Here is a 22,689-nt window from a genome sequence, read left to right on the forward strand (position 1 = left end):
TGCGCTGAGGAAGTGATGTGAACCAGGATGAACCGCTAGGACGGCGGTGAAAGCTCGGGCCGGCACAGGGAAGTGCCGTCACGAGCGGTCCGTCGGTGAACGGAACTGACGAAGGCACCCGTGAAACGGGCGCGGCGCCTGCCGCAAGCCCGGGGTCAAGGGGCGGCGGCGACTGGCCGCCCCTTGTCGCTCAGCCCGCGACAGCGGGAAAGCGAAACGCCCTTGACCTGGAACTTGACCTTAACGCAAAGCGTTAAGCGTAAAGCGCAGAGCGCAAAAAACTCAGGATTCAGCAAAATCCGTCAATACCTGCCCTTCCATCCGGTAACGCACCCACTCATCCTGCGGCGCAGCCCCAATGCTTTTATAAAAGTCGATGGCAGGCTGATTCCAGTCCAGCACGCTCCATTCCAGGCGGCCGCAGCCGCGCGCCACCGCAAGTTGTGCAATATAGCGCAGCAGCGTTTTACCGGCTTTCTGACCGCGAAAACGCGGGCTGACATACAGATCCTCCAGGTAAATACCGTTTTTCCCCAGCCACGTAGAGTAGCTGGTAAAGAACACCGCGTAGCCCGCTGCAACACCATCCACTTCACAAATCAGCGCTTCACTGGTGGAATCATCAGCAAACAGTGACGTTTCAATATCCTGCTGACTGGCGACCACTTCGTGCAGCGCTTTCTCATATTCAGCCAGTTCGGCGATCATCGCGAGGATCAGTTTGGCGTCCTGGCGTTCGGCGCGGCGGATAACGGTATTCATAATCATTCCCTGGAGCAGACAGTTGATGGTCGCCAGCATAACCGCTAATCTCTGCTGAATGAAGTGCATTATCCTCAGCGAATAGTGAATACCATGCATCTTAATCTTCGTTCCCTCGACCTGAATCTGCTGCTGGTGTTTGATGCGGTGTACCGCCATCAATCGGTGACGCGTGCTGCCAGCGAACTGGCACTCAGCAACTCGGCAATAAGCCATGCGCTGGGCCGCCTGCGCCGCTACTGCGACGATGAGCTGTTCTACCGCGTCGGCCATCAGATGCAGCCTACCCTGTTCGCCAGCGACCTGGCCGTGACGGTACACGACAGCCTGCACCTGCTGAATCAGGGCGTACAGAAACGCCCGCGCTTTGACCCGGCCAGCAGTCAGCACAGCTTTACCTTTGCCGTGACCGATTTTACCGCCTTCAGCCTGTTCCCGCGGCTGATCGGTCACTTACAGCACGTGGCTCCGGGGCTGCGTTTTCAACTGGTTCACAGCCAGCAGAAAGTGGCCCTGCATGAGCTGATGTCGGGCCGCGTGGATTTTGCGCTGGGATTCAGTGAGAATCACGACCGAAAATGGCCGGAAATTGATGAGCTGGACTGGCTGGAGGATGAGTATGTCACCATAGCCAATCCGGCGTTTTTTCCCGCTGACCCGCCGCTGACTCAGCAGCAGTATATCGCTGCACGTCATCTGGTGATCACCCCGTGGAATGAGGAATCCGGGTATATCGATAGTGAACTGGCCGCCATCGGTCTGAAGCGCGAGGTGGCGCTCAGGATGCCCTCAATGCTGGGCGCGCCGTTTATTATTGCCCAAAGCCCGCTGCTGCTGACGCTACCGCGCCACGCCGCGCAGACGCTGAATGCCAGCGCGGACTATGTGATCCACCCCCTGCCGTTCCGCATCCCTCCGTTCAGGGTGAAGGTCTACAGCTGGCAGAAAAACAGCCAGCGCGAGGCCTGCCACTGGCTGCTGGCGCGTCTGCGTGAACTGAAAATGGCTTAACCCGCCTCGCGCAGATGCTCGCGGGCCTGGCTGTAACGGTTCGGCCGCGCCGGAATATCCAGGCGCTCACGCAGCGTACTGCTGTCATCCTGATGCCAGTAACCCCGCGCTTCGAGGATCGGCAGCACATAGCGCACCACATCCTCCAGCGCTTCATTCAGCACCGGGCCACAGATAATAAAGCCGCTGGCACCGCCCTGTTCCACCCAGCGAATAAAGGTATCGGCCACCTGTTCCGGAGTGCCGAAGAACTCGCCTTTTGGCAGTGTGGTACGGAAAGCCACTTCGCGCAGCGTCAGCTTTTCTTCTACCGCCAGGCGTTTGATCTGATCGGTGGTGGAGCGGAAACTGTTCTCCCCCAGGTTACCCAGCTCAGGGAACGGGCCGTCAGGATCGTACTGGCTGAAGTCGTGATGGTCGAAGAAGCGGCCAAGGTAGTTCAGCGCCTGCTCCAGTGATAACAACGACAGCAGATAGCGGTATTTCTCTTCCGCTTCCTGCGCTGTGGCACCGACAATCGGGCTGATGCCGGGGAAGATCCCCACCGGTTCGCGTCCCTGCTGCTTCACCTGTTGATTCAACTGGGCCGCATAGGTTTGCGCCTCTTCCAGCGAACGCGCATTGGTAAACACGGCATCCGCCGAGGCCGCCGCCAGACGAATACCTGATTCTGAAGCGCCCGCCTGGAAGATCACCGGCTGGCCCTGCGAGGAGCGCTGAATATTCAGCGGACCTTCTACCGAGAAGTGTTCGCCCTGATGATTGAGTTTATGCAGTTTCTGCGCGTCAAAGAACTCGCCGCTCTGCTGGTCACGAATAAACGCGCCCTCTTCCCAGGAGTCCCACAAGCCCTGCACCACCTCGATATACTCACGGGCAATCTGATAACGCTGCCCGTGTTCAGGGTGATCTTTACCAAAGTTACGCGCCGATCCCGCCAGCGGTGAGGTCACCACATTCCAGCCCGCACGACCGTTACTTAACAGATCGAGTGATGCCAGCTGCCGTGCCACGGTAAAGGGATCGCTGTAAGAGGTCGAGATGGTTCCCGCCAGCCCGATACGCCGGGTCACCGCCGCCAGTGACGACAGCAGTGCAACCGGCTCAAAGCGGTTCAGAAAGTGCGGCAGTGATTTTTCGTTAATGTGCAGACCGTCGGCAACGAACAGAAAATCCAGACCGGCCTCTTCCGCCTGATGTGCTAACTGGTGATACCAGTTGACGTTAACACTGGCGTCGGCGGGAACGCTGCGGTGCCGCCAGGCATTCATAAAGCCGCCTGCGCCCTGTAACATCAGGCCGAGTTTAATCCGTTGTGGGGTTTTCTGGCTCATGTGTGCTGCTCCCTGTTCGATGGAATATGACCTCAGATTTTCATAAAACCCCGATGGAATTAAATACCAATATCGGCTTTGTAATGCCGCTTTGTGGCAAACCCCGTGACGGTGGGTCGCGCGTGTGGAAAGAGGTTCCCATTTTCCTGACCCGGCCAGAGGCGTATGATGCTGCACTTTGGTTATACAAATGTTGTTTGCCTGCACCTTATTCGGATACCTTCGCTATGATCGTTCGCCCCCATCAACACTGGTTCCCGCGCCTTTTCTCCTGGCACGGTGCGGTGTTATCAAAAATTCTGTTCCGCCTCAGCCTGAATCTGATGATGGCCATCTTCGCGGTGATCTGCTTTCAGTGGTATGAAACGCTGGGCATTCGTCTGACGACAGCACCTTTCAGCCTGCTGGGCGTGGCGATTGCTATCTTCCTCGGGTTTCGCAACAGCGCCAGCTATGGCCGTTTTGTTGAAGCGCGCACCCTGTGGGGCGGGCTGCTGGTGGCGCAGCGTTCGTTGCTGCGCCAGGCGAAGGGGGCTTTGCGCCGCGACCCGGCAGCGGTACGCGAGTTTGGCGGCTTGCTTATGGCCTTTAGCTGGAGCCTGAAACATCAGCTACGCGGCACCGATGCCAGTGACGATATCCGCCGTCTGGCACCGAAAAGTGTGCAGGATGAGGTGCTGGCCAGCCCGTTTCGCGCCAACCGTCTGCTGCTCTGTATGGGACGCTGGCTGGCGGATAGACGGGAAGAAGGGGCGATTTCCGACCTGCTGTATAACGGTATGGACGGCAACCTCAATGAACTGGCGCATATTCTTAGCGGCTGCGAACGCATCAGTACCACACCGATTCCTTTTGCCTACAGCCTGATTGTGCACCGTACCGTATATCTGTTCTGTACCCTGCTGCCGTTCGCGCTGGTGGCAGACCTGCACTACATGACACCGCTGGTGTCGGTGTTTATCTCTTACACCTTTCTGTCGCTGGAATCGCTGGCTGAAGAGCTGGAAGATCCGTTCGGCACGGCGGCTAACGATCTGCCGCTGGATGCTATCTGTAACACCATTGAACGCATCCTCAGCGAAATGAACGATTTGACGCCGCTGCCCGCCGCCCATCAGCCGGACGCGCGTTTCAATCTCATTTGATGGCTTTCCATCATCAAAGCGTTTTCCCCTGCCATTCTGGCTATTTATAGTGAAAGGATCGCCGCCGGGCATGACCCGGCGGTGGCCCTACTCTCTATAATAATCAGGAGCCTCCATGTTTCCGTCACAGTTACCTCAACCGCGTATCCTTGACCCCAAGGCTGTCCCTGTCCTGCGCTGGGGCATTATCGGACCTGGCTGGATTGCTGAACGTTTTGCCAAAGCGCTAAAAGAAGGCACCTCGCAACGGCTGGTGGCGATCGCGTCACGATCACAGGAACGCGCCGCTGCATTTGCCGATAAAATGGGTATCCCACAGGCCTTTGGTAGCGCTGCTGAACTGCTGGCACAGCCGGATATCGATGCGGTGTATATCGCCACGCCGCATAATCATCACTACCCGGACGGGCTGCAGGCATTGCAGGCCGGCAAGCATGTACTCATTGAGAAACCGCTGGCACTCAACGCGCAACAAGGCCAGGCGCTGGCCGAGCTGGCGCAGGCGAAAGGATTGCTGTGTATGGAGGCAATGTGGTGTGATTTCCTGCCAAAATACGATGTGATCAGCCAGTTGCTGGAAGATGGCGTGTTGGGGGACCTGCATACGCTGCTGGCCGACCACGGCGAGTTTTTCACATCCGATCACCGTATTTTTAATGCCGACCTCGCCGGTGGCCCGATGCTGGATCTTGGCAGCTACCTGATTGGCTTCAGCATCAAGGTCGCCGGTGCGCCTGCCTCGATTTATGCCGCCGGGCAGCAGGTCCCTGGCGGGGTTAACGGCCAGGCATCGATGCTGCTGACGCATCACAACGGCATGCATTCCGTGCTGAATACCACCCTGTTCAGCAACACACCGGGAGGCGCAGTGATTGCCGGAAGCGATGCGTCACTGAATATTGCCGGATCATTCTATGCGCCGGGGCCATTTACACTGACGGCCAGCCAGGGTGGCAACGTGCTGCATTTCGACGAACCGCGCAACCGTTATGACCAGCTGTTCCACGAGGCGGTACATTTTGCCTGGTGTGTCGGTCAGGGGAAAACCGAGTCGCCGGTACGTCCGTTGTCGGCCTCGCTGGCAACGTTAAGTGCGATGGATGAAGTGCGGCGACAGATTGGCCAGGTGTTCAATGAGGAGTAGCCGTTAACCCGACGTGGCCGACCTTTTGTTTCGGTCGGCCTGTCAGGTGCCTGCTTCGGCATGGGACGACCGAAAAAAGGGTCGTCCCCGACGATAAAGCGATCGGTTACAACCTCTGAACCTGACAAAAACGCCCCGTCTCCAGCGATTTCACCGCAGCCTCAGCAATTGCCTGCGCCTGCAAACCATCCTGTAACCCCGGCACAGACACTGACTCACCGTTCAGCGAACGCACAAACGCATCCAGATGCAGGTAATACGTCTCTTTCACCCGGTTAAACCAGTCGGCATACAGCGCAGGACGGGTAATGCCCTCAGTGGTATATAACGTGGCGCCCGCAGGGCTTTGCGCACCGGACTCTGACATCCCTTTCGCCCCCAACAGCGTAATCCGCTCCTCGTAGCCGTAACCAGTACGACGTGTGTTATCGAGCTGTGCCAGTGCCCCGCTGTGCATCTTCATGATCAGCACCGAGGTATCCACATCGCCAAACTGAGTGATCTCCGGCATCGCCAACGCCGAACCCAGCGCACCAATGGTGTCGACTTCATCCCCGGTGAGCCAGCGCAGCAGATCGAAGAAATGGATCGCCTGGTCGCGCATCTGCCCGCCCGAGGTTTGCAGATAGCTTAGCGGGGGCAATTCAGACGCGCGGCACACCATCTGAATCAGTTCGGCTTTGCCCAACAATCCCTGCTGAAAATGCTGTTTCAACTGATTGTGGCTGGGATCAAAGCGCCGGTTAAATCCGACGGTGACGGCAGCCTGATAACGTGACACTTCATCCACGACTCTGCGTGCTTTATCCAGCGACAGATCAATCGGCTTTTCGCAGTACACCGCCTTGCCTGCGGCCACGGCGGCCGTCAGAAACTCGGCATGAGACGGCGTGGAAGTGGCGATCAGCACGCTATCTATCGCATCGCTGTTGATAGCGTCCAGCACGCTGCCCACCCGGGCGCCGTAGCGGGTGGCAATCTCATCCGCACGAGCGCTGTCCTGATCCGCCACCATTACCAGCTCACTATCCGGATGTGCCGCCAGGTTTTTTGCATGGACCTGACCAATGAATCCTGTGCCCAGCAGGGCAAACTGTCTTTTCTGTGCCATTGTTGCGACGCCTGTATCGGTTGAATGTTAACGTTTCGTTGCCAGGATAGCGTTCGCGAATATACTTGCTGAAACGACATTTTGATGGAAAGCCATCATGCGGAGTAAAAAGTGAAGAAGATCACGCTGGAAGCGGTGGCCAAACAAGCTGGCGTGGGCGTCGCCACCGTTGACAGAGTCATGAACGAACGCGGAGGCGTTTCCCCTGCCACCACCCGACGGGTATTGCAGGCAGCAAAGGACGCGGGGCTGAAGCGCCTGCTACCGGACGAACATCGCCAGCCGTGGAAAATTGAGCTGCTCCTCAGCAGTAGCGATGCCTTTTTTTTCCACCAGCTTTCTCAGGATTTCAGCCAGCTCGCCGGGCACCTCGGTTACGGCCACATCACACTGCACCGCACGCTGATTGCCGAAGCAGAACCCGAAAAATTGGCGGCGCAGATCCTCAAGGCTGCCGCACAGCGCGATGGCATCATCATTTTTGCCCATGAGCATCCGGCCATTTTTGCCGCGCTGGAACAGTGCCAACAGCAGCAAGTTCCGGTGATTACCCTGGTCACCGATCTGCCCGGCGCGCCGCGTTTGTGTCATGTGGGCATTAACCAGCGCCAGGCCGGGCGCACCGCCGGGTTACTGATGGGCAATATGCTGAATTCGCCTGGCGATATCATCATTATCAGCGGGCGTTTTGACTATCTGGCACACCGCCAGCGGGTGGAAGGTTTTAGCGAAGTGATCGCCAGCAAATTTCCGCATCTGCGCGTCCACAAAGTGCTGGCGGCGCTCGACGAGCGTCAGCAGGTCGGCCGCCTGCTGGAGGAGCAGATCTATCAGAACCGTAAGTTGCACGGCATCTATAACACCGGGCTGGGCAACAGGGAGATCGCTGACGTCCTGGCGCGCCATCGTCTGCTGAAAAAATCGGTATTTATCACCCACGAACTCTACCCCACCACGCGTCAATTGCTGGCGGAAGAGGCGGTGGTACTGACGCTGGATCAAAATACCCGGGAACATGCACAGCGCGCGCTGACACTGATGCTGGAAAAACTGGAATGGCAAAAGAGGCCTGATGAATATCAGGACGGGAAAGTCGAGTTTATGCTTTATACGCGGGAGAATATGTCACCAGGGCCGGAATAACCGGCCCTGACGGGAATCACACTTCTTTGATGATCAACTGCATCAGCGTACTGCGAATTTCTTCACACACACGGCGCACGTTGTACTGATATTTAGGTGTGGCGATTTCATCAATTTCACTGCCCACCTTGTCCTGGATTTCACGATATTTTTCCAGTTGACCATTCGCTCGCAGGAAACGTTGGTTGTATTGCTCGAATACCGTGACGTTATAAGCCTGCATCACCTGCAATTCTTTGCGGCACTGTTCGACGCGTGCGTCAAAGCTGGACAGAGACTTCTGCTCAGACACGACAGGTGGCGGTGGTGGATTATGAGATGGAGCACGTTCAGGAGGCATGGCACAACCCGTTGCCAGCAATGCGGCAATCAATACCGGTGCAAATTTCGTCATTATATCACCCGAGTTAGGGTCCTGCTTTTGGCAGGATATAGTTACGTTCTCAGGGAATAGTAGCAAATTATATCGCGTGATTACCACTTAGCTGTTTAGCACACATAAAATTTTATTTTTAATACCTTGGCGATATTTTAACCTGACGCTAACGCCAGTGGCACCGACAGGCAAGTCCCGATACCGCCAAACCGGCAGCCTGTCAGCCTGGCAGTCCCCCGCCCGCGTAACTGGCGTACCCGGTCAGCCCGTGCCCTGACTCAGCGCACGGAATAGCGTCAGCAACGTGGCAATCTCCCCCTCACCCGTCTGCACGCTATCGTCGGTCATCATACAAAGTGAACTGGTGCGCCGTTGCCCGCTGGTGAGTGGCAGGCGTTGCAGTTCACCGCTCTCCAGCCACGGTGTGATTTGCACTTCCGGCAGCCAGCCGTAACCCACCTGATGCAACACCGCTTCCAGCGCCGCCTCAATGCTGGTGAATGTCCAGTTTTCTGCCGCCGCAGGCTGGCCATCCTGCTGCTGCTGGCGGTCAAGGATTTCAATCAGCGGATAGCCGGCCAGCACGGAACGCGTAAGAGGAGCCGGGAGGGCTAACAGAGGATGATCGCGCTGGGCGACGGCAACGAAATCAATATTCAGCAGACCTTCGGCCTGACGCTGACCACAGCTTTCTCGCGTCAGGATCAGAATATCGGCCTGGCGCTGCGCACGTTGCTGTGCGCTTTCACCGCGTAACACTTCAGTCAGGTGCACCTGCGTGGCCGGATACTGTTGCTGGAACTGACGCAGCACATTAAACAAGGGCCCGCGTGGGAAAATACTGTCCACGATCAGGTCTATGCGCGCCCGACTGCCCGCTTTTAACGAGGCAGCACGGTTCTCCAGCTGCTGGAATGCGCTGAGGAGTGGTCGCGCCTGTGCCAGCAGAATCTGTCCTTCCGGCGTTAACTCTGCCCGCCGACCTACCGGTGTGAGCAGTGTGATCCCCAGTCGCTCCTGCATCAGCCCCAGCTGATAGCTGATCGCCGACTGGCTGCGGTTCACCCGCATGCCAGCGCGCGCAAAGCTGCCGCACGCCACCACTTCCTCTAATAACGCCCATTGCTCAAGACTGGTTTTGCTCAAAATGGCTAACTCATCGAATTTTTCCATTAATTTGACGCAAAATTAGCGTTATTCATCGAAAAAATCCAGCGTTACAGTAGTGGCATACCTAATTGAGGAGAACAATGATGGCGCGTTTTAATCAGCATGATCTGAGTGAATTTGTCGGTAAACATCTGGTGTATACCTACGACAACGGCTGGAATTATGAAATCTACGTGAAAAATGGCACAACGCTGGATTATCGTATCCACAGTGGGATTGTTGCCAATCGCTGGGTGAAAGATCAGCAGGCATATATTGTTCGCGTGGCCGCAGAGGTATACAAAATTTCCTGGACTGAGCCAACCGGAACCGATGTCAGCCTGATCGTAAATCTGGCAGATAAGATTTTCCACGGCACCATTTTCTTCCCACGCTGGGTGATCAATAACCCTGAGCATACCGTCTGTTTCCAGAACGATCATATTGCGCAGATGGAGCGCTATAGTGATGCAGGCCCGGCTTACCCAACAGAAGTGATTGATGAGTTTGCTACGCTGACGTTTATTCGTGACTGCGGGGAGAATAACGAAACGGTGATTAACTGTCCGGCCAGTGAATTGCCAGCAGATTTTCCTTTAGGACTGTAGGGGGATCTTTTTTCCGGTCAGCCATCAGTACCGGCCTGACCTTAACGCACATAAACAACACGGGGCGACCGGAAAAAAGGTCGCCCCGACAGGGTTCATGACGCGATAGTGGTTACTTCGCGAGAATGTTATTCACCGCAGCAGCGTGGCCCACTTTGTCTTTAGAACCGGAGATCACCTGAATGACGGTAAATTTATTATCAGCGGCCGATAACAGCGTGGCCTGCTGGACATCCTTGCTGTCCATTTTGTCGGTTGCTTCAATGTGATAAACCTCAAGGCCTTTCACCTTCTCCGTCTTCTCACTGATCACCGTATAGTCCGGCGAAGCCTGCTTCTGTTTGTCTTTGATGGATTTCATGCCATCAATAAAATCAGCATCGGTTGCACCACGGGCCACAACCGGGATGGCATCTTCACCGATCAGCAGCACGCGTTTTTCCGCTTTGCTGACGTACATATTACCCGGGCCGCCGCCAGGGACAGGCTGCATCTCATAACCTTTGAGATTAAATGCCAGGTGCCCGCCAAGTAAGGAGACTTTCTCTGCCGCCGCCGCATTAGCCACGGGTGCTTTAGCTTCTGCCGCTACAGCCATATTTGCTGCACTGCTTAATGCCATCGCCATACACAGTGATCCTGCCAGAGTCATTGATTTTGATAATTTCATTATTCGAGCTTCCTTCTTCAAATTAAGATTCATTGTATTAATATTGTTATTCAATCAACCATCAGATTACTCTCGATCCTTATTTTTATTCTGTTTACCCTGATATCGCAGGACAAATGACAGTGTGATGAAGATAAAAAAAGGGCGACCCGTGGCCGCCCTTAAATAATATCCGTAACAGAAATTACATCTGTACCAGATTTTTGATTTTCACATCGGGATTAACATCAGCAGCGTAATCTACGCCGTCCAGACCGAAGCCGAACAGGTGCATAAACTCGGTTTTGTAGCCAGCGAAGTCAGAAACCTCGTTCAGGGTTTCGTCGGTCACGGTCTGCCACAGACGGGCGACTTCGTCCTGCACTTCTGGCTGCAACTCTTTGTAGTCAGCGCGCAGACGGCCAGCGTCATCCAGAATCGGTGAGGTGTTGTACAGGCTGTCTTTAAACAGACCGTACACCTGCTCGATGCAACCTTCGTGGGTGCCCTTCTCTTTCATCACTTTAAACAGCAGTGACAGATACAGTGGCATCACAGGAATCGCAGAGCTTGCCTGGGTCACAACCGCTTTCAGTACAGAAACACGTGCGTCACCGTTACCGTGAGCGGCCAGGGTGTCACGAATGGTCAGAACGCGCTTGTCCAGATCCTTTTTCGCTTCGCCGATAGAACCGTTCCAGTAGATGTCGTGGGTGATTTTCTCGCCCAGGTAGGTGAACGCAGTGGTCTTCGCGCCATCCGCCAGCACACCGGCTTCCAGCAGCGCATCAATCCACATCTGCCAGTCTTCGCCGCCCATTACCGCGACGGTACCGTCGATCTCTTCCTGGGAAGCAGGCTCCAGCGACACGTCAGTCAGCGTTTCTTTATCGGTGTTCAGGCCACGCGTGGTCAGCGGTTTACCGATCGGTTTCAGGGTTGAGTTGAACACTTCACCGGTTTTCGGATGGGTACGACGTGGCGCAGCCAGGCTGTAAACCACCAGATCAATCTGACCCAGATCTTCTTTGATCAGTTCAATGGTTTTCTGCTTAACCGCATCGGAATATGCGTCGCCATTGATGCTTTTTGCATACAGGCCTTTTTCAGTCGCGAACTCTTCAAATGCAGCAGAGTTGTACCAGCCAGCGGTGGCCGGTTTGGTCTCTTCGCCTGCACGCTCGAAGAACACACCCAGTGTGTCAGCGCCGCAACCAAATGCCGCAGAGATACGGGCAGCAAGGCCGTAACCGGTAGAGGCACCAATCACCAGCACTTTTTTCGGACCGGAGGCAATCGCGCCCTGAGCGGTGACGTACTCGATCTGTTTTTCTACGTTAGCTTTACAGCCTTCTGGATGGGCAGTAACACAGATGAAGCCACGGATGCGTGGTTTAATAATCATATTGACCTCAGTAATTGTAACTATACCCGTCATACTTCACGTTGCCGGGTATATTTCATCGTCTTTTTCATGAAATTAGCGCGTTAGAATACCGCGTATGCCGGTTCAGGCAAAGTGCCGAAACATTCTTATCGTTATCCCGTCACGTTATCACCACGCTTTGCTCAGGGAGTGAGCACCCTCTGAGCCTGCGCGAGGTAGTGCGCCATTTCGCTTTCCGGCACCATACCGCCGCCTGTTGCCCACACCAGATGTGTGGCACGGGCAAGCGATGAGGCGCTGATGCCCTGCTTTGCCAGGTGCTGCGGTTCAGCGCTGATGCGCCACGGCCCGCACATTCCGGCCAGTGCCGAAGGTTCTAATGCCAGCGACTCATGCTGCTGCAATAACCCCAACAGAGCGTACATTTCCTCGTCGCTCAGCGTATAAAAGGCGCTGAGCAGCCGCGCCATGGCACGCCCGACAAAACCGGAAGCGCGCCCCACGGCCAGGCCATCGGCTGCCGTGCGATTATCAATGCCCAGATCCTGCACCGAGATCGCATCGTGCAGCCCGGTGTGGACCCCCAGCAGCATGCAGGGAGAATGCGTCGGTTCGGCAAAAACACAATGCACGTGATCGCCAAAAGCCAGCTTCAGGCCGAAGGCCACGCCACCGGGGCCGCCCCCCACGCCACAGGGCAGATAAACAAACAGCGGATGGTCGGCATCCACGGTTATATTCTCAGCGGCAAACTGCTGTTTCAGCCGTTCTCCGGCCACCGCATAGCCGAGGAAAAGATTGTGCGAGTTCTCATCATCAACGAAGAAACAGTGTGGATCGGATGCCGCCTGACGACGCCCTTCGGCCACCGCCACGCCGTAGTCCTGCTGGTATTCCACCACGTTCACGCCATGATCGCGCAGTTTCTGCTTCTTCCAGGCACGCGCGTCGGCCGACATATGCACGGTGACATCAAACCCCAGGCTGGCACTGATGATGCCAATCGACAGACCAAGATTGCCGGTTGAACCAACGGCAATCCGCTGCTGGCGGAAAAGTGCACGACAGTCAGGCGATGCAAGACGACGGTAATCTTCGTCCAGCGTCAAGAGTCCGGCGGATAGCGCCAACTGCTCGGCATGGGCCAGCACTTCATAAATGCCGCCGCGCGCTTTGATCGACCCCGATACCGGCAGATGGCTGTCTTTTTTCAGCCACAGTTTACCTGCAAGCACTTGCCCGTAACGAGCATCCAGCATCGGCTGCAGCCGTGGAAGCGCACAGATATCAGACTCGATAATCCCCTGCCGCGCTCGCGTTTCCGGAAATGCCTCCATCAGCCAGGGGGCAAAACGCTGTAATCGTGCGCTGGCATCGGCAACCTGTTCACGTGTCAATCCGACATGGGGATAGCCTTCGGTCAGCGATGTGGTGGCGGGATTGAACCAGGTGAGCGGTTGTAAGGCGCATAGCGTGTTAAGCAGTGGAAAGTTCCGTTTGAGATGTTCGACGTCCGGTAACATGGTGACTTCTCCTGTCTTTCAACATAATCGGGGATACGACCGGCGATTGCCGCAGGCATGCGCGTTAAAACCCAAAGTTTGATCGCATTCAAATTTCTGAAAAATATAAAGAAAATTCTGATATGCATTTTATCTGCATAATTACCGCCTGCCAACGGGCAGCGTAACAGGCCAATGCGATATGACCTGCTAACTATGCATTTACACCCTGAAAAATGCCTCATCAACATAGAATTTCACAATGTTTTAAAAACTTGGAAACCTTTTTTTGATGTTAAGTTAGGGGCAACTCAGTGAGATGCACTGAGCCATCCACGGTATTACAGTATTTATAACTAAGCGCCACCCGCCCGCTATGTCATACGCCAAACGGACAGGCGCTAAACAAAAAAGGTTTGTTATGGAAAAGCTCTCTTACGTTTCTGAAGGCAGCAAAACGGCCTGGTCAACTTACTTACAACAGATCGATCGTGTCGCACCTTATCTCGGTGACCTGTCGCGCTGGGTGGATACCCTGCGTCACCCTAAACGTTCCCTGATTGTTGATATTCCCCTGCAAATGGACGATGGCAGCATTCGCCACTTTGAAGGCTTCCGCGTGCAGCACAACCTGTCGCGCGGCCCGGGCAAAGGCGGTGTGCGTTACCATCCTAACGTCGATTTGAACGAAGTGATGGCGCTCTCTGCCTGGATGACGATCAAATGTGCAGCGGTCAACCTGCCGTACGGCGGGGCGAAAGGCGGGATTCGTGTTGATCCGTTTAGCCTGTCAGAAGGTGAGCTTGAACGCCTGACTCGCCGCTATACCAGCGAAATTGGTCTGATTATCGGCCCGCAAAAAGATATTCCTGCGCCGGACGTGGGCACCAATGCCAAAGTGATGGCATGGATGATGGATACCTATTCCATGAACCAGGGCACCACGATCACGGGCGTGGTCACGGGCAAACCGATTCACCTTGGCGGTTCTCTGGGCCGTGAAAAAGCGACCGGACGCGGGGTGTTTATTACCGGGCGCGAAGTGGCACGCCGCAGCGGTATCGAGATTGAAGGGGCGAAAGTCGCCGTGCAGGGTTTCGGTAACGTGGGTAGCGAAGCGGCGCGGCTGTTTAATGAGGCAGGCGCCCGCGTGATCGTTATTCAGGATCATACCGCCACCCTGTATAACCCGGCGGGGATTGACCTGGTGGCACTGAGCGAATGGCAGTTGGCCAACAAGAAGATTGCCGGGTTCAGCGGTGCGCAGGTGATTGATGATGAGGCCTTCTGGGACGTTGAAATGGATATCCTGATCCCGGCAGCGCTGGAAGGTCAGATCACCCGTCAGCGCGCGGAAAAACTGCACTGCCGTCTGGTGCTGGAAGGCGCTAACGGCCCCACCTTCCCGGAAGCCGATGATGTGCTGGCGGAACGCGGCATTACCGTGGTGCCGGATGTGGTCTGTAACGCAGGCGGCGTGACCGTCAGTTACTTTGAGTGGGTTCAGGATATGGCCAGCTTCTTCTGGAGCGAAGATGAAATCAATGAGCGCATGGATAAGATCATGACCGAAGCGATGGTCCACGTCTGGGATAAATCCCGAGAGAAAACCTGCAGCCTGCGCACAGCGGCCTACATTGTGGCCTGCGAACGCATCCTGATGGCGCGTAAAGATCGCGGCATCTACCCTGGATGATCCCCAACGGGGTGGTCTCCACCACCCCGCTTTTACCCGCTTCCCCCAGCGCTCCTGACCTCCTTGAGTGGATGATAATTTCTATCAAACCTATCATTGACCGATATTTCCCTCTGTTAACTTTGACACACTTCAAAGAATTTATATTTCATTGTGACAATAAATAGAATTTAAATTCCTTTTCACTTAGTCTGAGCCCCTCCACAACAGACAGTTTCGCCTCAGCGTGAGCATTAAACCGTTAAGGAACGATAGTTTTCTATCATTAATACTGATAGTTCTGAGTACATGTTGCACCCGGGTGAGGCCTGGGACGAACGCGTAAAGCGCAACTAAGATAACTCTATGACCGGGCGCGCAGACGCAGCTAACGCCGTTGCAGCTCAAAGTATGAAGAATAGTTAGCCGAAATAATTTGAGTTGCAACAAGGCGGCAAGGCTGTAAGTCCCCGGGAGCATAGATAACTCTATGACCGGGGCGCGCAGCCACAGCCAACGCCGTTGCAGCTGAAAGTATCAAGAATAGTTAGCCGAAATAATTTGAGTTGCAACAAGGCGGCAAGGCTGTAAGTCCCCGGGAGCATAGATAACTATGTGACCGGGGCGCGCAGCCGCAGCCAACGCCGTTGCAGCTCAAAGTATGAAGGCTAGAAGGATAAATTGAAGTAGGGTTGGCAGGATGACTAGGCAGGCACCGTAGGGCGCCTGCCCTTTTTTTAGGCTTCTTTGATACCGGCTTCCACTTCTGCCTGCTGATAACGCTGCTTAAAGGCCTCGTTCTCTTCGACCAGACGCAGTGCCGCTTCCACCAGTTCGTTCTGCACCAGAGTGGTTGCACCCTCGCTGGTTTTCCAGTGAATGTACATCACGCACAATGCCGCAACCTGGAGCTTATCGCCCTCGTCATTGCTGCCATCAAACTGATACTCGGCCCGCGACCAGTGATACACCGGCACGACAAACGGCATATCGCCGCTTTCATCCAGCTCCGGCAGCGTGGCAAACAGTTCTACCATCTCTGGCGTCGCTTCATAGTTCTGGCGACCGATGGCATCCATCTGGCGACCGTGGGCGCGGGTTTTATTGGCCTGTTTCTGCTTCAGTTTGGCGCGTTTATTACGTTTATCTTGTTTAGTGCTCACACTGTTTCTCTGTCAGATAAAATTCTGGCGGCAGGATAACATATTTGCTCAGGATTTCCCGATCATCAGTGAGACCAGGCCAGCGGCAATCAGCGGACCAACCGGAACGCCACGGAATAACGAAACGCCAATAATCGTCCCAATCAGCAACCCCCCGACCACGGTAGGCTGGCTGCTCATTAATGCCACGCCGCGCCCGCCAACCCAGGAAACAAAAATGCCCACCGCAATCGCCAGCAGTGATTTCCAGTTCAGGAAGGAGTGCATCAGGGTGGTGGAAGGCAGCGTTCCGCTGGCAATGGGTGCCATGACGCCGATGGTCAGAATAATGATCCCGACCGTTACCCCCTGCTTTTCAATCCACGGGAACGTTTGTTGCAGCGGCGTCATGCGGATGGCGACCAGCACTAACAGGGCAATGGTGACAGTGAGGTTGTGGCTGAAATAACTCAAAGCGGCAAGAAACAGCAGAATAATGAGGGTCAGATCGAACATTTTTCTCTTCCTGAAATAACAGTTACATAACATCTTGTGCTAACAGCATAAGCATTTTCCGTATCGACTCTACTGTTTTTTTCCCATCACCGCGCTGGCATGACGGCCAAAATAGCGATGAAACGCCACGCTGAAGTTATTCGCATGGCGATAACCCACCTGCCAGCCCGCCTGCGCCACCTGATATCCCTGCTCCAGCAGGCGGTGCGCCTGTTCCATGCGCAGCTGTAACAGCATCTGTCCCGGCGTCGTATGAAAACGCTGATGAAAACCCTGCTTAAGTTTGTAATCACTCAACCCTACCGCCATCGCCAGCGTGCTGAGGGAGAACGGCTCGGCCAGATGCGCCAGCATCCATTCCCGCGCCTGCTCCAGCCGCCGATCGTCCTGGGGGTGCAGCGGCCGGTTCCCCGCAGACAGGAGCAAATGCCGGTAAAGCGCCAGCAGATTCAGCGCATGGATCTGCTGCATCAGCGGATCATGGCGGCTGGCTTCCAGCTGTGCCAGTAGCGTTTCCGTTGCCGGGTTAAACGGCGTCCAGGCGTGGTGGGTCAGTATGGGCTGCCGGAACAGGCATTCACACACCTCTTCACCAAAATAGTGTTTCACGCCGCTGGCCCCAATCAGCAGACGCAGCTGACTGACCGTTTCGCATGCACGATAGTGCCGCTCGCCCACGCTGCCGTTGAAGCTGGTCATGGTCAGATAGTGCTGGCTGAAGCGGGTTTCCTGCCCTTCGCGCCCCTGATAAACCGAATGGCCTGCCAGGCCGAAGGTCAGCACCAGCATCGGCTGTGCATGAGGATTGCAGGTTTCTTCAATCAGCGGCCGCTGAGGTTGATACAACGAGCGCACCAGCGTCATGCCGTCCGCAAGCGTGGTGAAATGCGAACGACAGTCACCGACCGTTGGCGGTAATGCGCGGATGGCACCCGTCACCTGCGCATCAGCGGCGCTGACGCGATAGCTTTGTGTGCCCTGAAAAGGCTGGATCATCAGGTTCACCGTTTCCCAGAGTAAAATCACCGCCTCGCAGACAAACGAGGATAATAAGCATTCTCATTTATAGATAGCATAGTTGGCGTTTCTGCGCTATCGACAACAATGAGGATCACCATGAGTACAGGTTACTGGGGGCTATTGCTGGCCCTGCCCGGCATCGCTGCTGCCGCCACCGATACCACTATTCACACCGCCGCCGATGAGATGGTAGTGACCGCCACCAAAACGGCCCTGCCTGCCGTCGAGGTGCCTGCCTCACTGTCCGTACTGTATGGCGAGGATCTGGAGGCACAACGGGTGGAGGAGATAAGCCAGCTGGCGGCACGCACGCCTGGCCTGGTGTTTCAACCCTGGGGACAGTCGGGTACCAACCTGCCCGTGATGCGCGGCCTGAGCGGCAGTGCGACCGGCTTCTCCTCCTCCGTATTACTGACCGAAGACGGTGTGCCGCAGCTGACCAATCAGGGGTTTGATAATGCCTTTATGGACGTGGAGCGCGTGGAGATCCTGCGTGGGCCACAATCCTCGCTCTATGGCCGTAACGCCGAGGCCGGGGTGATCAATGTGGTGACCCGCACCCCGGACAACCTGCAACGCGGCAGGATCGACGCGATCTATGGCAGTCGTAACCGTCAGCAGCTGCGCGGGAGTTTCAGCACGCCGCTGGTTGAGGATCGGCTGTATATGGCCGTTGCCGGGGAGTGGAAATCCCAGGATGGCGACATTGATAATGCCCTGCGCGGCGGCAAAGCCGATGACCGTGAGCGTGATAACCAGCGGCTGCAACTGCGCTGGACGCCCACCGATGCCGACGATCTCCGGCTGCGTTACAGCCATAAGAACTATCACGACGGCGGTTCACAGTGGGGCCCGGTCGCCAGCCGTGACCGGGTGGTCAACAGCGGCACCGATTCCTGGAACCATTCCCGTGCCAGCGTGATCTCCCTCGACTATCGCCATCTGCTGGAGAACGGCTGGCAGTTTCGTTCCATCAGTGCGCAGAGCGACTTCTGGGATCGGGTGCAGCAGGACACCGACTTTATCGCTGCCGACCGTCTGCACCTGCAACGCGACTACCATCTGACCACCCGTTCGCAGGAGTTCCGCTTGCAGGGCGAAGGCGACCGCCACCGCTGGCTGGCCGGGCTCTATTTTGACGCCGACGATCATCATTTCCGCTATCAGCAGAAACTGCCGCTGATGCTGACTGAGCAACGCATTGCGCAGCGCGGTAACACGCAGGCGGTGTTTGGCGAATGGACACAGACGCTGAGCGGGCCGTGGAGCCTGACGCTGGGCGGTCGCGCCGAACGCAGCGCTGTCAGCGTCACGCCTTCAACAGTGGACAAACGCGAAGCCAGCTGGCACAGCCTGTCACCGAAAATCGCCCTGCAATACCAGTGGCGGCCTGACGTCCAGACGTACGCCAGCTACAGCCAGGGTTTCCGTGCCGGAGGTTTCAACCTGTTCTCCCCGGCCACGCAGTATGCCCCCTACAACCCGGAGAAAGTGAAATCCTGGGAGCTGGGGATCAAAGGGCTGTCCGACGATAAACGCCTGCGCTACAGCAGCTCCATCTATCTGATGGATATCAGCGATATGCAGGTGCAGCAGATCGTTCAGGCGGGCGTGGTGTACATCGGCAATGCCGCCAAAGCCCGCTCGACGGGCTGGGAGCTGGAGGCAGATTACGCCTTGCTGCCAGAGCTGCGCGTGCAGGGCTCGCTGGGCCTTAACCATACGCGCTTTGACCGTTATCAGGACGGCGCGAATAACTATGCCCGGAACCATAACCCCTTCGCCCCGGATGCCACCGCCAGCCTTGGTCTGCGTTACGACCACAAGAGCGGCGCTTACAGCCAGCTGCAATGGCACGGCGTAGGCCGCAGCTTCCTCGATGCCGCTAATCAATATCAGCAGGCAGGCTACGGTGTTCTGGATATGACCATCGGCTATGCCTGGCGCGACCTCGATGTGTCGCTGTACGTCGATAATCTGACGGACAAAGAGTACGACGCAGTGGGCTACATCAACGGCACCGTACGTGTTTACAGCCCGGCGCGTGAAATGGGCCTCAAAGTGAGCTATCAACTATGAATACTGTACTCAAACACCTGGACCGGCTGGCTGCCAGTAGCGTGATGGCCGATGCGTTAGCGGTGGCCCTCGACCATCGCCTGTTCCATCATTTGCAACAGCCGCAAACGGCGGCACAGCTGGCTGCCCGGCTGAGCTGGCACCCGGACCCCACGGCCCCGCTGCTGGAGCTGCTGTGGAGTGACGGGTGGCTGAACCGCGAAGGCGATCGTTATCGGGTAACGGAGGCGGTACACGCGTTGCTCTGCCCGCAGGGGGATCGCTATGTGGGTGATGCCTGGCGTTATCGTCTGCGTTCACTGCGTGCTTTAGGCCAGCAGCTTCCGACGCGGGTCACTCAACCGCTGCCCGGCTTTAGCGCACAGCTGGCGCAGGATGCGGCCTGGGCCGAAGCCGCCAGCACGCAGATTGCTCAGGAACAGCGTGCGCTGACAGCGGATACGGCCTGCGCCATTGCCGCCACGCTACCGCACTTTACCCGCCCGGCAACCCTGCTCGATATGGGGGGTGGCCCCGGTCTGGTGAGCGCAGCGCTGGGGCAGCGCTATCCTCAGCTGCACGGCGTGGTACAGGACCTGCCATTAACCGCCGCCGTTGCCCAAAAGAATCTCAGCGCCGCCGGGCTGGATGGCCGCTTTAGCGCGCGCAGTGAGCTGACAGCAGAGGAGCGTTTCGACATTATCTGGTGCTCGTCGTTCCTGCATTTTGTCGCTGATCCACTGGAAACATTACGCCAGCTGCGGGCACGGCTGCGCCCCGGTGGCGTGTTGATCGCCGCCCATGCCGAAATTGGCCCACAGCCCGACCAGGCGCGCGAAGTGCTGCCCTTCTTCCTGCCGCTGATACTGCGCGGGAAACATGTGTTCCATCACGGCGAGATGACGCAGATGCTGGCTGGTGCCGGATTCAGCGGTATCCGCTGCCAGTCGTATCCGTTCCCGATGGCACCGCTGATGGTGCATGTGGCGTTTCAGGACGCCACACCATGAGGCGCGCTGGATTACAGCTGCTGTTTTTCTGGTTTAATTTCAGCCTGACGCTGCCCGTCACCTGGCTGATGCTCGGGCTGCCGCTGATCCTGCACCAGCAGGGCTGGAGCGGCAGTGAACTGGGGCTGTTTCAGCTGGCCGCCCTGCCCGCCGTGATCAAGCTGTGGCTGGCCTTTCCGGTGCAGCGCAGCCGTCTGTTTCGCCAGCGCTATAAAGACTGGGGCAGCCTCCTTTGGCTGTTGCTGGCGGCACTGTTTGCGCTGCTGAGCCAGATATCGTTGCAGCAGGATAAAACCGTGCTGTTTATGCTGCTGCTCGCGGGCAGCCTGCTGTTGGCCTGGTGCGATGTGCCGGTGAATGCGCTGGCCATCGCGCTGTTTCATGACGGCGAGCAACCCCGGGCGGGCAGCGTACGTGCGGCGGCGCTGTTTGCCGGTGCGGTGGGGGGCAGCGGCGTTATGCTGCTGCTATGGCAGCACTATGGCTGGGCGCTTCCCTGCTGGCTGATGAGTGCGGCGGCGTTGAGCAGCGCACTGCTATTACGTCTGCTGCCGGAACCGGCCCGGGGTGACCATCCTGCCGTGGCGGTACGGGGTTTCCTGCACCAGCCTGGCGGTAAAAGCTGGTTGCCGATCTGCCTGCTGGCCTTTCCCTTCCTCGGCTGCGGCTGGCTGTGGCTGAAACCCCTGCTGCTGGATGCCGGGCTACCGCTGCAACAGGTGATCCTTTGGGTCGGTGTTGGTGGCAGTGCACTGGGAGCGGTGGTGAGTTTACTCAGCGCCCGCTGGCTGACGCGCCGCAATGCGGCGGCGGCACTGCCGGGCTGGCTGGCCTTTGCCAGCCTCTCGCTGGCCGTGATGGCGCTGGGTGTGATTGGGCAACTGCCTGCCCGTTATCTGCTGGCAATTTCAACGCTGATGGCGGCGGCGATTGGCGGACTGTCAGCACTGATGTTTATGCTGATGATGGCATTCAGCCGTGCGGAAAATCGGGCGGTGGATTACGGTTTGCAGGCCAGTCTGTTTACGCTGTCGCGCCTGACGGTGCCGCTGTTCAGCGGGCTGCTGCTGGACCGGTTGGGCGCTGGAGCCATGCTCTCCACGCTAGCGCTGCTGACGCTGCTGGTGGCGATATATGCCTGGCACCAGCGCCAGGCCATCGGTCAGCGCCTGTTAGTGTAGGAGATCGAGAGCGGCCTGCAAACTGACCTGCGGGCCACTCAGTACCGCCAGCGTGCTGTTCACGCGTTTCTCTGCTCCGCTCATCGACGCCTGCGCCAGTACAATACAGCCCAGTGCGCATTCCGGTCGTTGCTGAATATAATCGGCAATTTGCTGATGATAACCGTCGATGTCGCCCTGGTTAAACCAGGCCCAGGCACGGGGCACCAGCTCGACATACAGACGATCGCCGGGGATAAACGCGCTGAACAACTGCGTGGTCGACTCCAGCGTCGACTGAGCGGTACACAGCACCAGGATCGTGCCGTGATAACGAGAGGCGATTTTGGCCAGCGTGGCATCCACCCGCAGTACGGGTTTACTGAACTCGGCTTCCCACACCGCCACACCCAATGTGGTACAGGTGACAATGACCGCATCGGCCTGCTGGCACAACTCTTCAATCGCACGGCGCGTAGCGGCCACAATTTCGGGAGTCATGCCCTGTTCGCCCTGCGTTTGTGCAAACAGCTCACTCTCTACACGATGCAGCAGTTCAACCTCGTCGTAATCCAGCGTGGTTAACGCCTGCTCAAACACCTCGATATTGCTTCTGGCTGCATGCAGGCAGGCAATGATGGTCATAACCGCATCTCTTTTAAGGGGCAGAAGGTTACTTTGGCAAAAATAACAGAAATTGCCAGCGAAACTATTCACACCCGAACGAAAGTTTCACTATCACAGCACCATAAGCGTGCACTGCATCATTATTGCGCCGCACATCGTT

21 protein-coding genes are annotated in these 22,689 nt (G+C 56.7%); 9 read left to right on the forward strand and 12 right to left on the reverse strand.

What is annotated here, in order from left to right; genetic code table 11:
* Positions 1-282 precede the first annotated feature (282 nt).
* Positions 283-762 (reverse strand): GNAT family N-acetyltransferase, encoded by a 480-nt coding sequence (locus FY046_RS00005; protein WP_133841993.1) that lies wholly within the window; start codon positions 760-762, stop codon positions 283-285.
* Between the two features lie 93 nt (positions 763-855).
* Between FY046_RS00005 and FY046_RS00010 the strand changes: the two genes are divergently transcribed.
* Complete coding sequence (locus FY046_RS00010; RefSeq protein ID WP_244874652.1) at positions 856-1,773, forward strand: LysR family transcriptional regulator; 918 nt, start codon at positions 856-858, stop codon at positions 1,771-1,773.
* On the opposite strand, the gene FY046_RS00015 is transcribed toward FY046_RS00010, so the two are convergent.
* Positions 1,770-3,107 carry an LLM class flavin-dependent oxidoreductase gene (locus FY046_RS00015; protein WP_133841992.1) on the reverse strand — a complete coding sequence of 446 codons (1,338 nt, stop codon included), beginning with the start codon at positions 3,105-3,107 and terminating at the stop codon, positions 1,770-1,772. The genes FY046_RS00010 and FY046_RS00015 overlap by 4 nt on opposite strands.
* Positions 3,108-3,334: 227 nt before the next feature.
* Between FY046_RS00015 and FY046_RS00020 the strand changes: the two genes are divergently transcribed.
* The gene (locus FY046_RS00020; RefSeq protein WP_133842155.1) at positions 3,335-4,252 is read left to right on the forward strand and encodes a bestrophin family protein; all 918 of its coding nucleotides are present in this window, start codon (positions 3,335-3,337) and stop codon (positions 4,250-4,252) included.
* Between the two features lie 115 nt (positions 4,253-4,367).
* Complete coding sequence (locus FY046_RS00025) at positions 4,368-5,396, forward strand: Gfo/Idh/MocA family protein (RefSeq protein WP_446185571.1); 1,029 nt, start codon at positions 4,368-4,370, stop codon at positions 5,394-5,396.
* 106 nt (positions 5,397-5,502) lie between these two features.
* Here the strand turns inward: FY046_RS00025 and FY046_RS00030 are convergent, their stop codons facing one another.
* Positions 5,503-6,507, reverse strand: coding sequence for a Gfo/Idh/MocA family oxidoreductase (locus FY046_RS00030; RefSeq protein ID WP_446185572.1), 1,005 nt, complete (start codon positions 6,505-6,507; stop codon positions 5,503-5,505).
* 111 nt (positions 6,508-6,618) lie between these two features.
* On the opposite strand from FY046_RS00030, the gene FY046_RS00035 reads away from it, so the two are divergent.
* Positions 6,619-7,650, forward strand: coding sequence for a LacI family DNA-binding transcriptional regulator (locus tag FY046_RS00035; protein ID WP_133841989.1), 1,032 nt, complete (start codon positions 6,619-6,621; stop codon positions 7,648-7,650).
* Between the two features lie 16 nt (positions 7,651-7,666).
* On the opposite strand, the gene FY046_RS00040 is transcribed toward FY046_RS00035, so the two are convergent.
* Together FY046_RS00040 and FY046_RS00045 are read right to left on the reverse strand one after the other, a co-directional pair.
* The gene (locus tag FY046_RS00040) at positions 7,667-8,044 is read right to left on the reverse strand and encodes a hypothetical protein (RefSeq protein WP_133841988.1); all 378 of its coding nucleotides are present in this window, start codon (positions 8,042-8,044) and stop codon (positions 7,667-7,669) included.
* A 243-nt stretch (positions 8,045-8,287) separates the two neighbouring features.
* On the reverse strand, positions 8,288-9,172 hold the full coding sequence (locus FY046_RS00045) for a LysR family transcriptional regulator (RefSeq protein WP_133842154.1): 885 nt from the start codon (positions 9,170-9,172) through the stop codon (positions 8,288-8,290).
* 104 nt (positions 9,173-9,276) lie between these two features.
* Between FY046_RS00045 and FY046_RS00050 the strand changes: the two genes are divergently transcribed.
* Complete coding sequence (locus FY046_RS00050; RefSeq protein WP_446185573.1) at positions 9,277-9,783, forward strand: phenolic acid decarboxylase; 507 nt, start codon at positions 9,277-9,279, stop codon at positions 9,781-9,783.
* Positions 9,784-9,895: 112 nt separating this feature from the next.
* On the opposite strand, the gene FY046_RS00055 is transcribed toward FY046_RS00050, so the two are convergent.
* The 3 genes from FY046_RS00055 to FY046_RS00065 form a co-directional block, all read right to left on the reverse strand.
* The gene (locus FY046_RS00055) at positions 9,896-10,453 is read right to left on the reverse strand and encodes a hypothetical protein (RefSeq protein WP_446185574.1); all 558 of its coding nucleotides are present in this window, start codon (positions 10,451-10,453) and stop codon (positions 9,896-9,898) included.
* A gap of 184 nt (positions 10,454-10,637) precedes the next feature.
* Positions 10,638-11,837: an enoyl-ACP reductase FabV gene (gene fabV / locus FY046_RS00060; protein ID WP_446185575.1), complete on the reverse strand. Its 1,200-nt coding sequence runs from the start codon at positions 11,835-11,837 to the stop codon at positions 10,638-10,640.
* A gap of 164 nt (positions 11,838-12,001) precedes the next feature.
* Complete coding sequence (locus tag FY046_RS00065) at positions 12,002-13,342, reverse strand: D-serine ammonia-lyase (protein ID WP_227534537.1); 1,341 nt, start codon at positions 13,340-13,342, stop codon at positions 12,002-12,004.
* A 400-nt stretch (positions 13,343-13,742) separates the two neighbouring features.
* On the opposite strand from FY046_RS00065, the gene FY046_RS00070 reads away from it, so the two are divergent.
* Positions 13,743-15,017: a Glu/Leu/Phe/Val family dehydrogenase gene (locus FY046_RS00070; protein ID WP_159336605.1), complete on the forward strand. Its 1,275-nt coding sequence runs from the start codon at positions 13,743-13,745 to the stop codon at positions 15,015-15,017.
* Between the two features lie 716 nt (positions 15,018-15,733).
* Here FY046_RS00070 and FY046_RS00075 read toward each other — a convergent pair.
* The 3 genes from FY046_RS00075 to FY046_RS00085 all read right to left on the reverse strand — a co-directional run bounded on the left by FY046_RS00075 (position 15,734) and on the right by FY046_RS00085 (position 17,650).
* Positions 15,734-16,159: a hypothetical protein gene (locus FY046_RS00075; protein WP_133841981.1), complete on the reverse strand. Its 426-nt coding sequence runs from the start codon at positions 16,157-16,159 to the stop codon at positions 15,734-15,736.
* A 48-nt stretch (positions 16,160-16,207) separates the two neighbouring features.
* Positions 16,208-16,654, reverse strand: coding sequence for a DUF441 domain-containing protein (locus FY046_RS00080; protein WP_212815436.1), 447 nt, complete (start codon positions 16,652-16,654; stop codon positions 16,208-16,210).
* Positions 16,655-16,723: 69 nt separating this feature from the next.
* Complete coding sequence (locus tag FY046_RS00085; RefSeq protein ID WP_421504468.1) at positions 16,724-17,650, reverse strand: helix-turn-helix domain-containing protein; 927 nt, start codon at positions 17,648-17,650, stop codon at positions 16,724-16,726.
* Between the two features lie 120 nt (positions 17,651-17,770).
* Here FY046_RS00085 and FY046_RS00090 point away from each other — a divergent pair, with 120 nt between their 5' ends.
* From FY046_RS00090 to FY046_RS00100, 3 genes are read left to right on the forward strand one after another with little or no spacing between them, the layout of a single operon-like run.
* The gene (locus tag FY046_RS00090) at positions 17,771-19,753 is read left to right on the forward strand and encodes a TonB-dependent receptor (RefSeq protein WP_446185576.1); all 1,983 of its coding nucleotides are present in this window, start codon (positions 17,771-17,773) and stop codon (positions 19,751-19,753) included.
* Entirely contained in the window at positions 19,750-20,742 is a 993-nt protein-coding gene (locus tag FY046_RS00095; protein WP_167863830.1) for a methyltransferase, read from the forward strand. The genes FY046_RS00090 and FY046_RS00095 overlap by 4 nt, the downstream gene beginning before the upstream one ends.
* Positions 20,739-21,923 carry an MFS transporter gene (locus tag FY046_RS00100; RefSeq protein WP_133841976.1) on the forward strand — a complete coding sequence of 395 codons (1,185 nt, stop codon included), beginning with the start codon at positions 20,739-20,741 and terminating at the stop codon, positions 21,921-21,923. Before FY046_RS00095 ends, FY046_RS00100 begins: the two co-directional genes overlap by 4 nt.
* Here the strand turns inward: FY046_RS00100 and FY046_RS00105 are convergent.
* Positions 21,915-22,547, reverse strand: a complete 633-nt coding sequence (locus FY046_RS00105) for a hypothetical protein (protein ID WP_167863829.1) — start codon at positions 22,545-22,547, stop codon at positions 21,915-21,917. The two genes, FY046_RS00100 and FY046_RS00105, sit on opposite strands and share 9 nt — an antisense overlap.
* Between the last annotated feature and the right edge of the window lie 142 nt (positions 22,548-22,689).

The organism is Erwinia sp. 1181_3, from assembly GCF_052824965.1.

What these genes read in the sequence shown, in the direction of transcription:
- FY046_RS00105 (WP_167863829.1), bottom strand. Translation starts at nt 22,547, where the DNA reads ATGACCATCATTGCCTGCCTGCATGCAGCCAGAAGCAATATCGAGGTG.
- FY046_RS00005 (WP_133841993.1), bottom strand. Translation starts at nt 762, where the DNA reads ATGAATACCGTTATCCGCCGCGCCGAACGCCAGGACGCCAAACTGATC.
- FY046_RS00040 (WP_133841988.1), bottom strand. Translation starts at nt 8,044, where the DNA reads ATGACGAAATTTGCACCGGTATTGATTGCCGCATTGCTGGCAACGGGT.
- FY046_RS00070 (WP_159336605.1), top strand. Translation starts at nt 13,743, where the DNA reads ATGGAAAAGCTCTCTTACGTTTCTGAAGGCAGCAAAACGGCCTGGTCA.
- FY046_RS00095 (WP_167863830.1), top strand. Translation starts at nt 19,750, where the DNA reads ATGAATACTGTACTCAAACACCTGGACCGGCTGGCTGCCAGTAGCGTG.
- FY046_RS00090 (WP_446185576.1), top strand. Translation starts at nt 17,771, where the DNA reads ATGAGTACAGGTTACTGGGGGCTATTGCTGGCCCTGCCCGGCATCGCT.
- FY046_RS00030 (WP_446185572.1), bottom strand. Translation starts at nt 6,507, where the DNA reads ATGGCACAGAAAAGACAGTTTGCCCTGCTGGGCACAGGATTCATTGGT.
- FY046_RS00025 (WP_446185571.1), top strand. Translation starts at nt 4,368, where the DNA reads ATGTTTCCGTCACAGTTACCTCAACCGCGTATCCTTGACCCCAAGGCT.
- FY046_RS00080 (WP_212815436.1), bottom strand. Translation starts at nt 16,654, where the DNA reads ATGTTCGATCTGACCCTCATTATTCTGCTGTTTCTTGCCGCTTTGAGT.
- fabV (WP_446185575.1), bottom strand. Translation starts at nt 11,837, where the DNA reads ATGATTATTAAACCACGCATCCGTGGCTTCATCTGTGTTACTGCCCAT.
- FY046_RS00050 (WP_446185573.1), top strand. Translation starts at nt 9,277, where the DNA reads ATGATGGCGCGTTTTAATCAGCATGATCTGAGTGAATTTGTCGGTAAA.
- FY046_RS00100 (WP_133841976.1), top strand. Translation starts at nt 20,739, where the DNA reads ATGAGGCGCGCTGGATTACAGCTGCTGTTTTTCTGGTTTAATTTCAGC.
- FY046_RS00020 (WP_133842155.1), top strand. Translation starts at nt 3,335, where the DNA reads ATGATCGTTCGCCCCCATCAACACTGGTTCCCGCGCCTTTTCTCCTGG.
- FY046_RS00015 (WP_133841992.1), bottom strand. Translation starts at nt 3,107, where the DNA reads ATGAGCCAGAAAACCCCACAACGGATTAAACTCGGCCTGATGTTACAG.
- FY046_RS00010 (WP_244874652.1), top strand. Translation starts at nt 856, where the DNA reads ATGCATCTTAATCTTCGTTCCCTCGACCTGAATCTGCTGCTGGTGTTT.
- FY046_RS00055 (WP_446185574.1), bottom strand. Translation starts at nt 10,453, where the DNA reads ATGAAATTATCAAAATCAATGACTCTGGCAGGATCACTGTGTATGGCG.
- FY046_RS00065 (WP_227534537.1), bottom strand. Translation starts at nt 13,342, where the DNA reads ATGTTACCGGACGTCGAACATCTCAAACGGAACTTTCCACTGCTTAAC.
- FY046_RS00085 (WP_421504468.1), bottom strand. Translation starts at nt 17,650, where the DNA reads ATGATCCAGCCTTTTCAGGGCACACAAAGCTATCGCGTCAGCGCCGCT.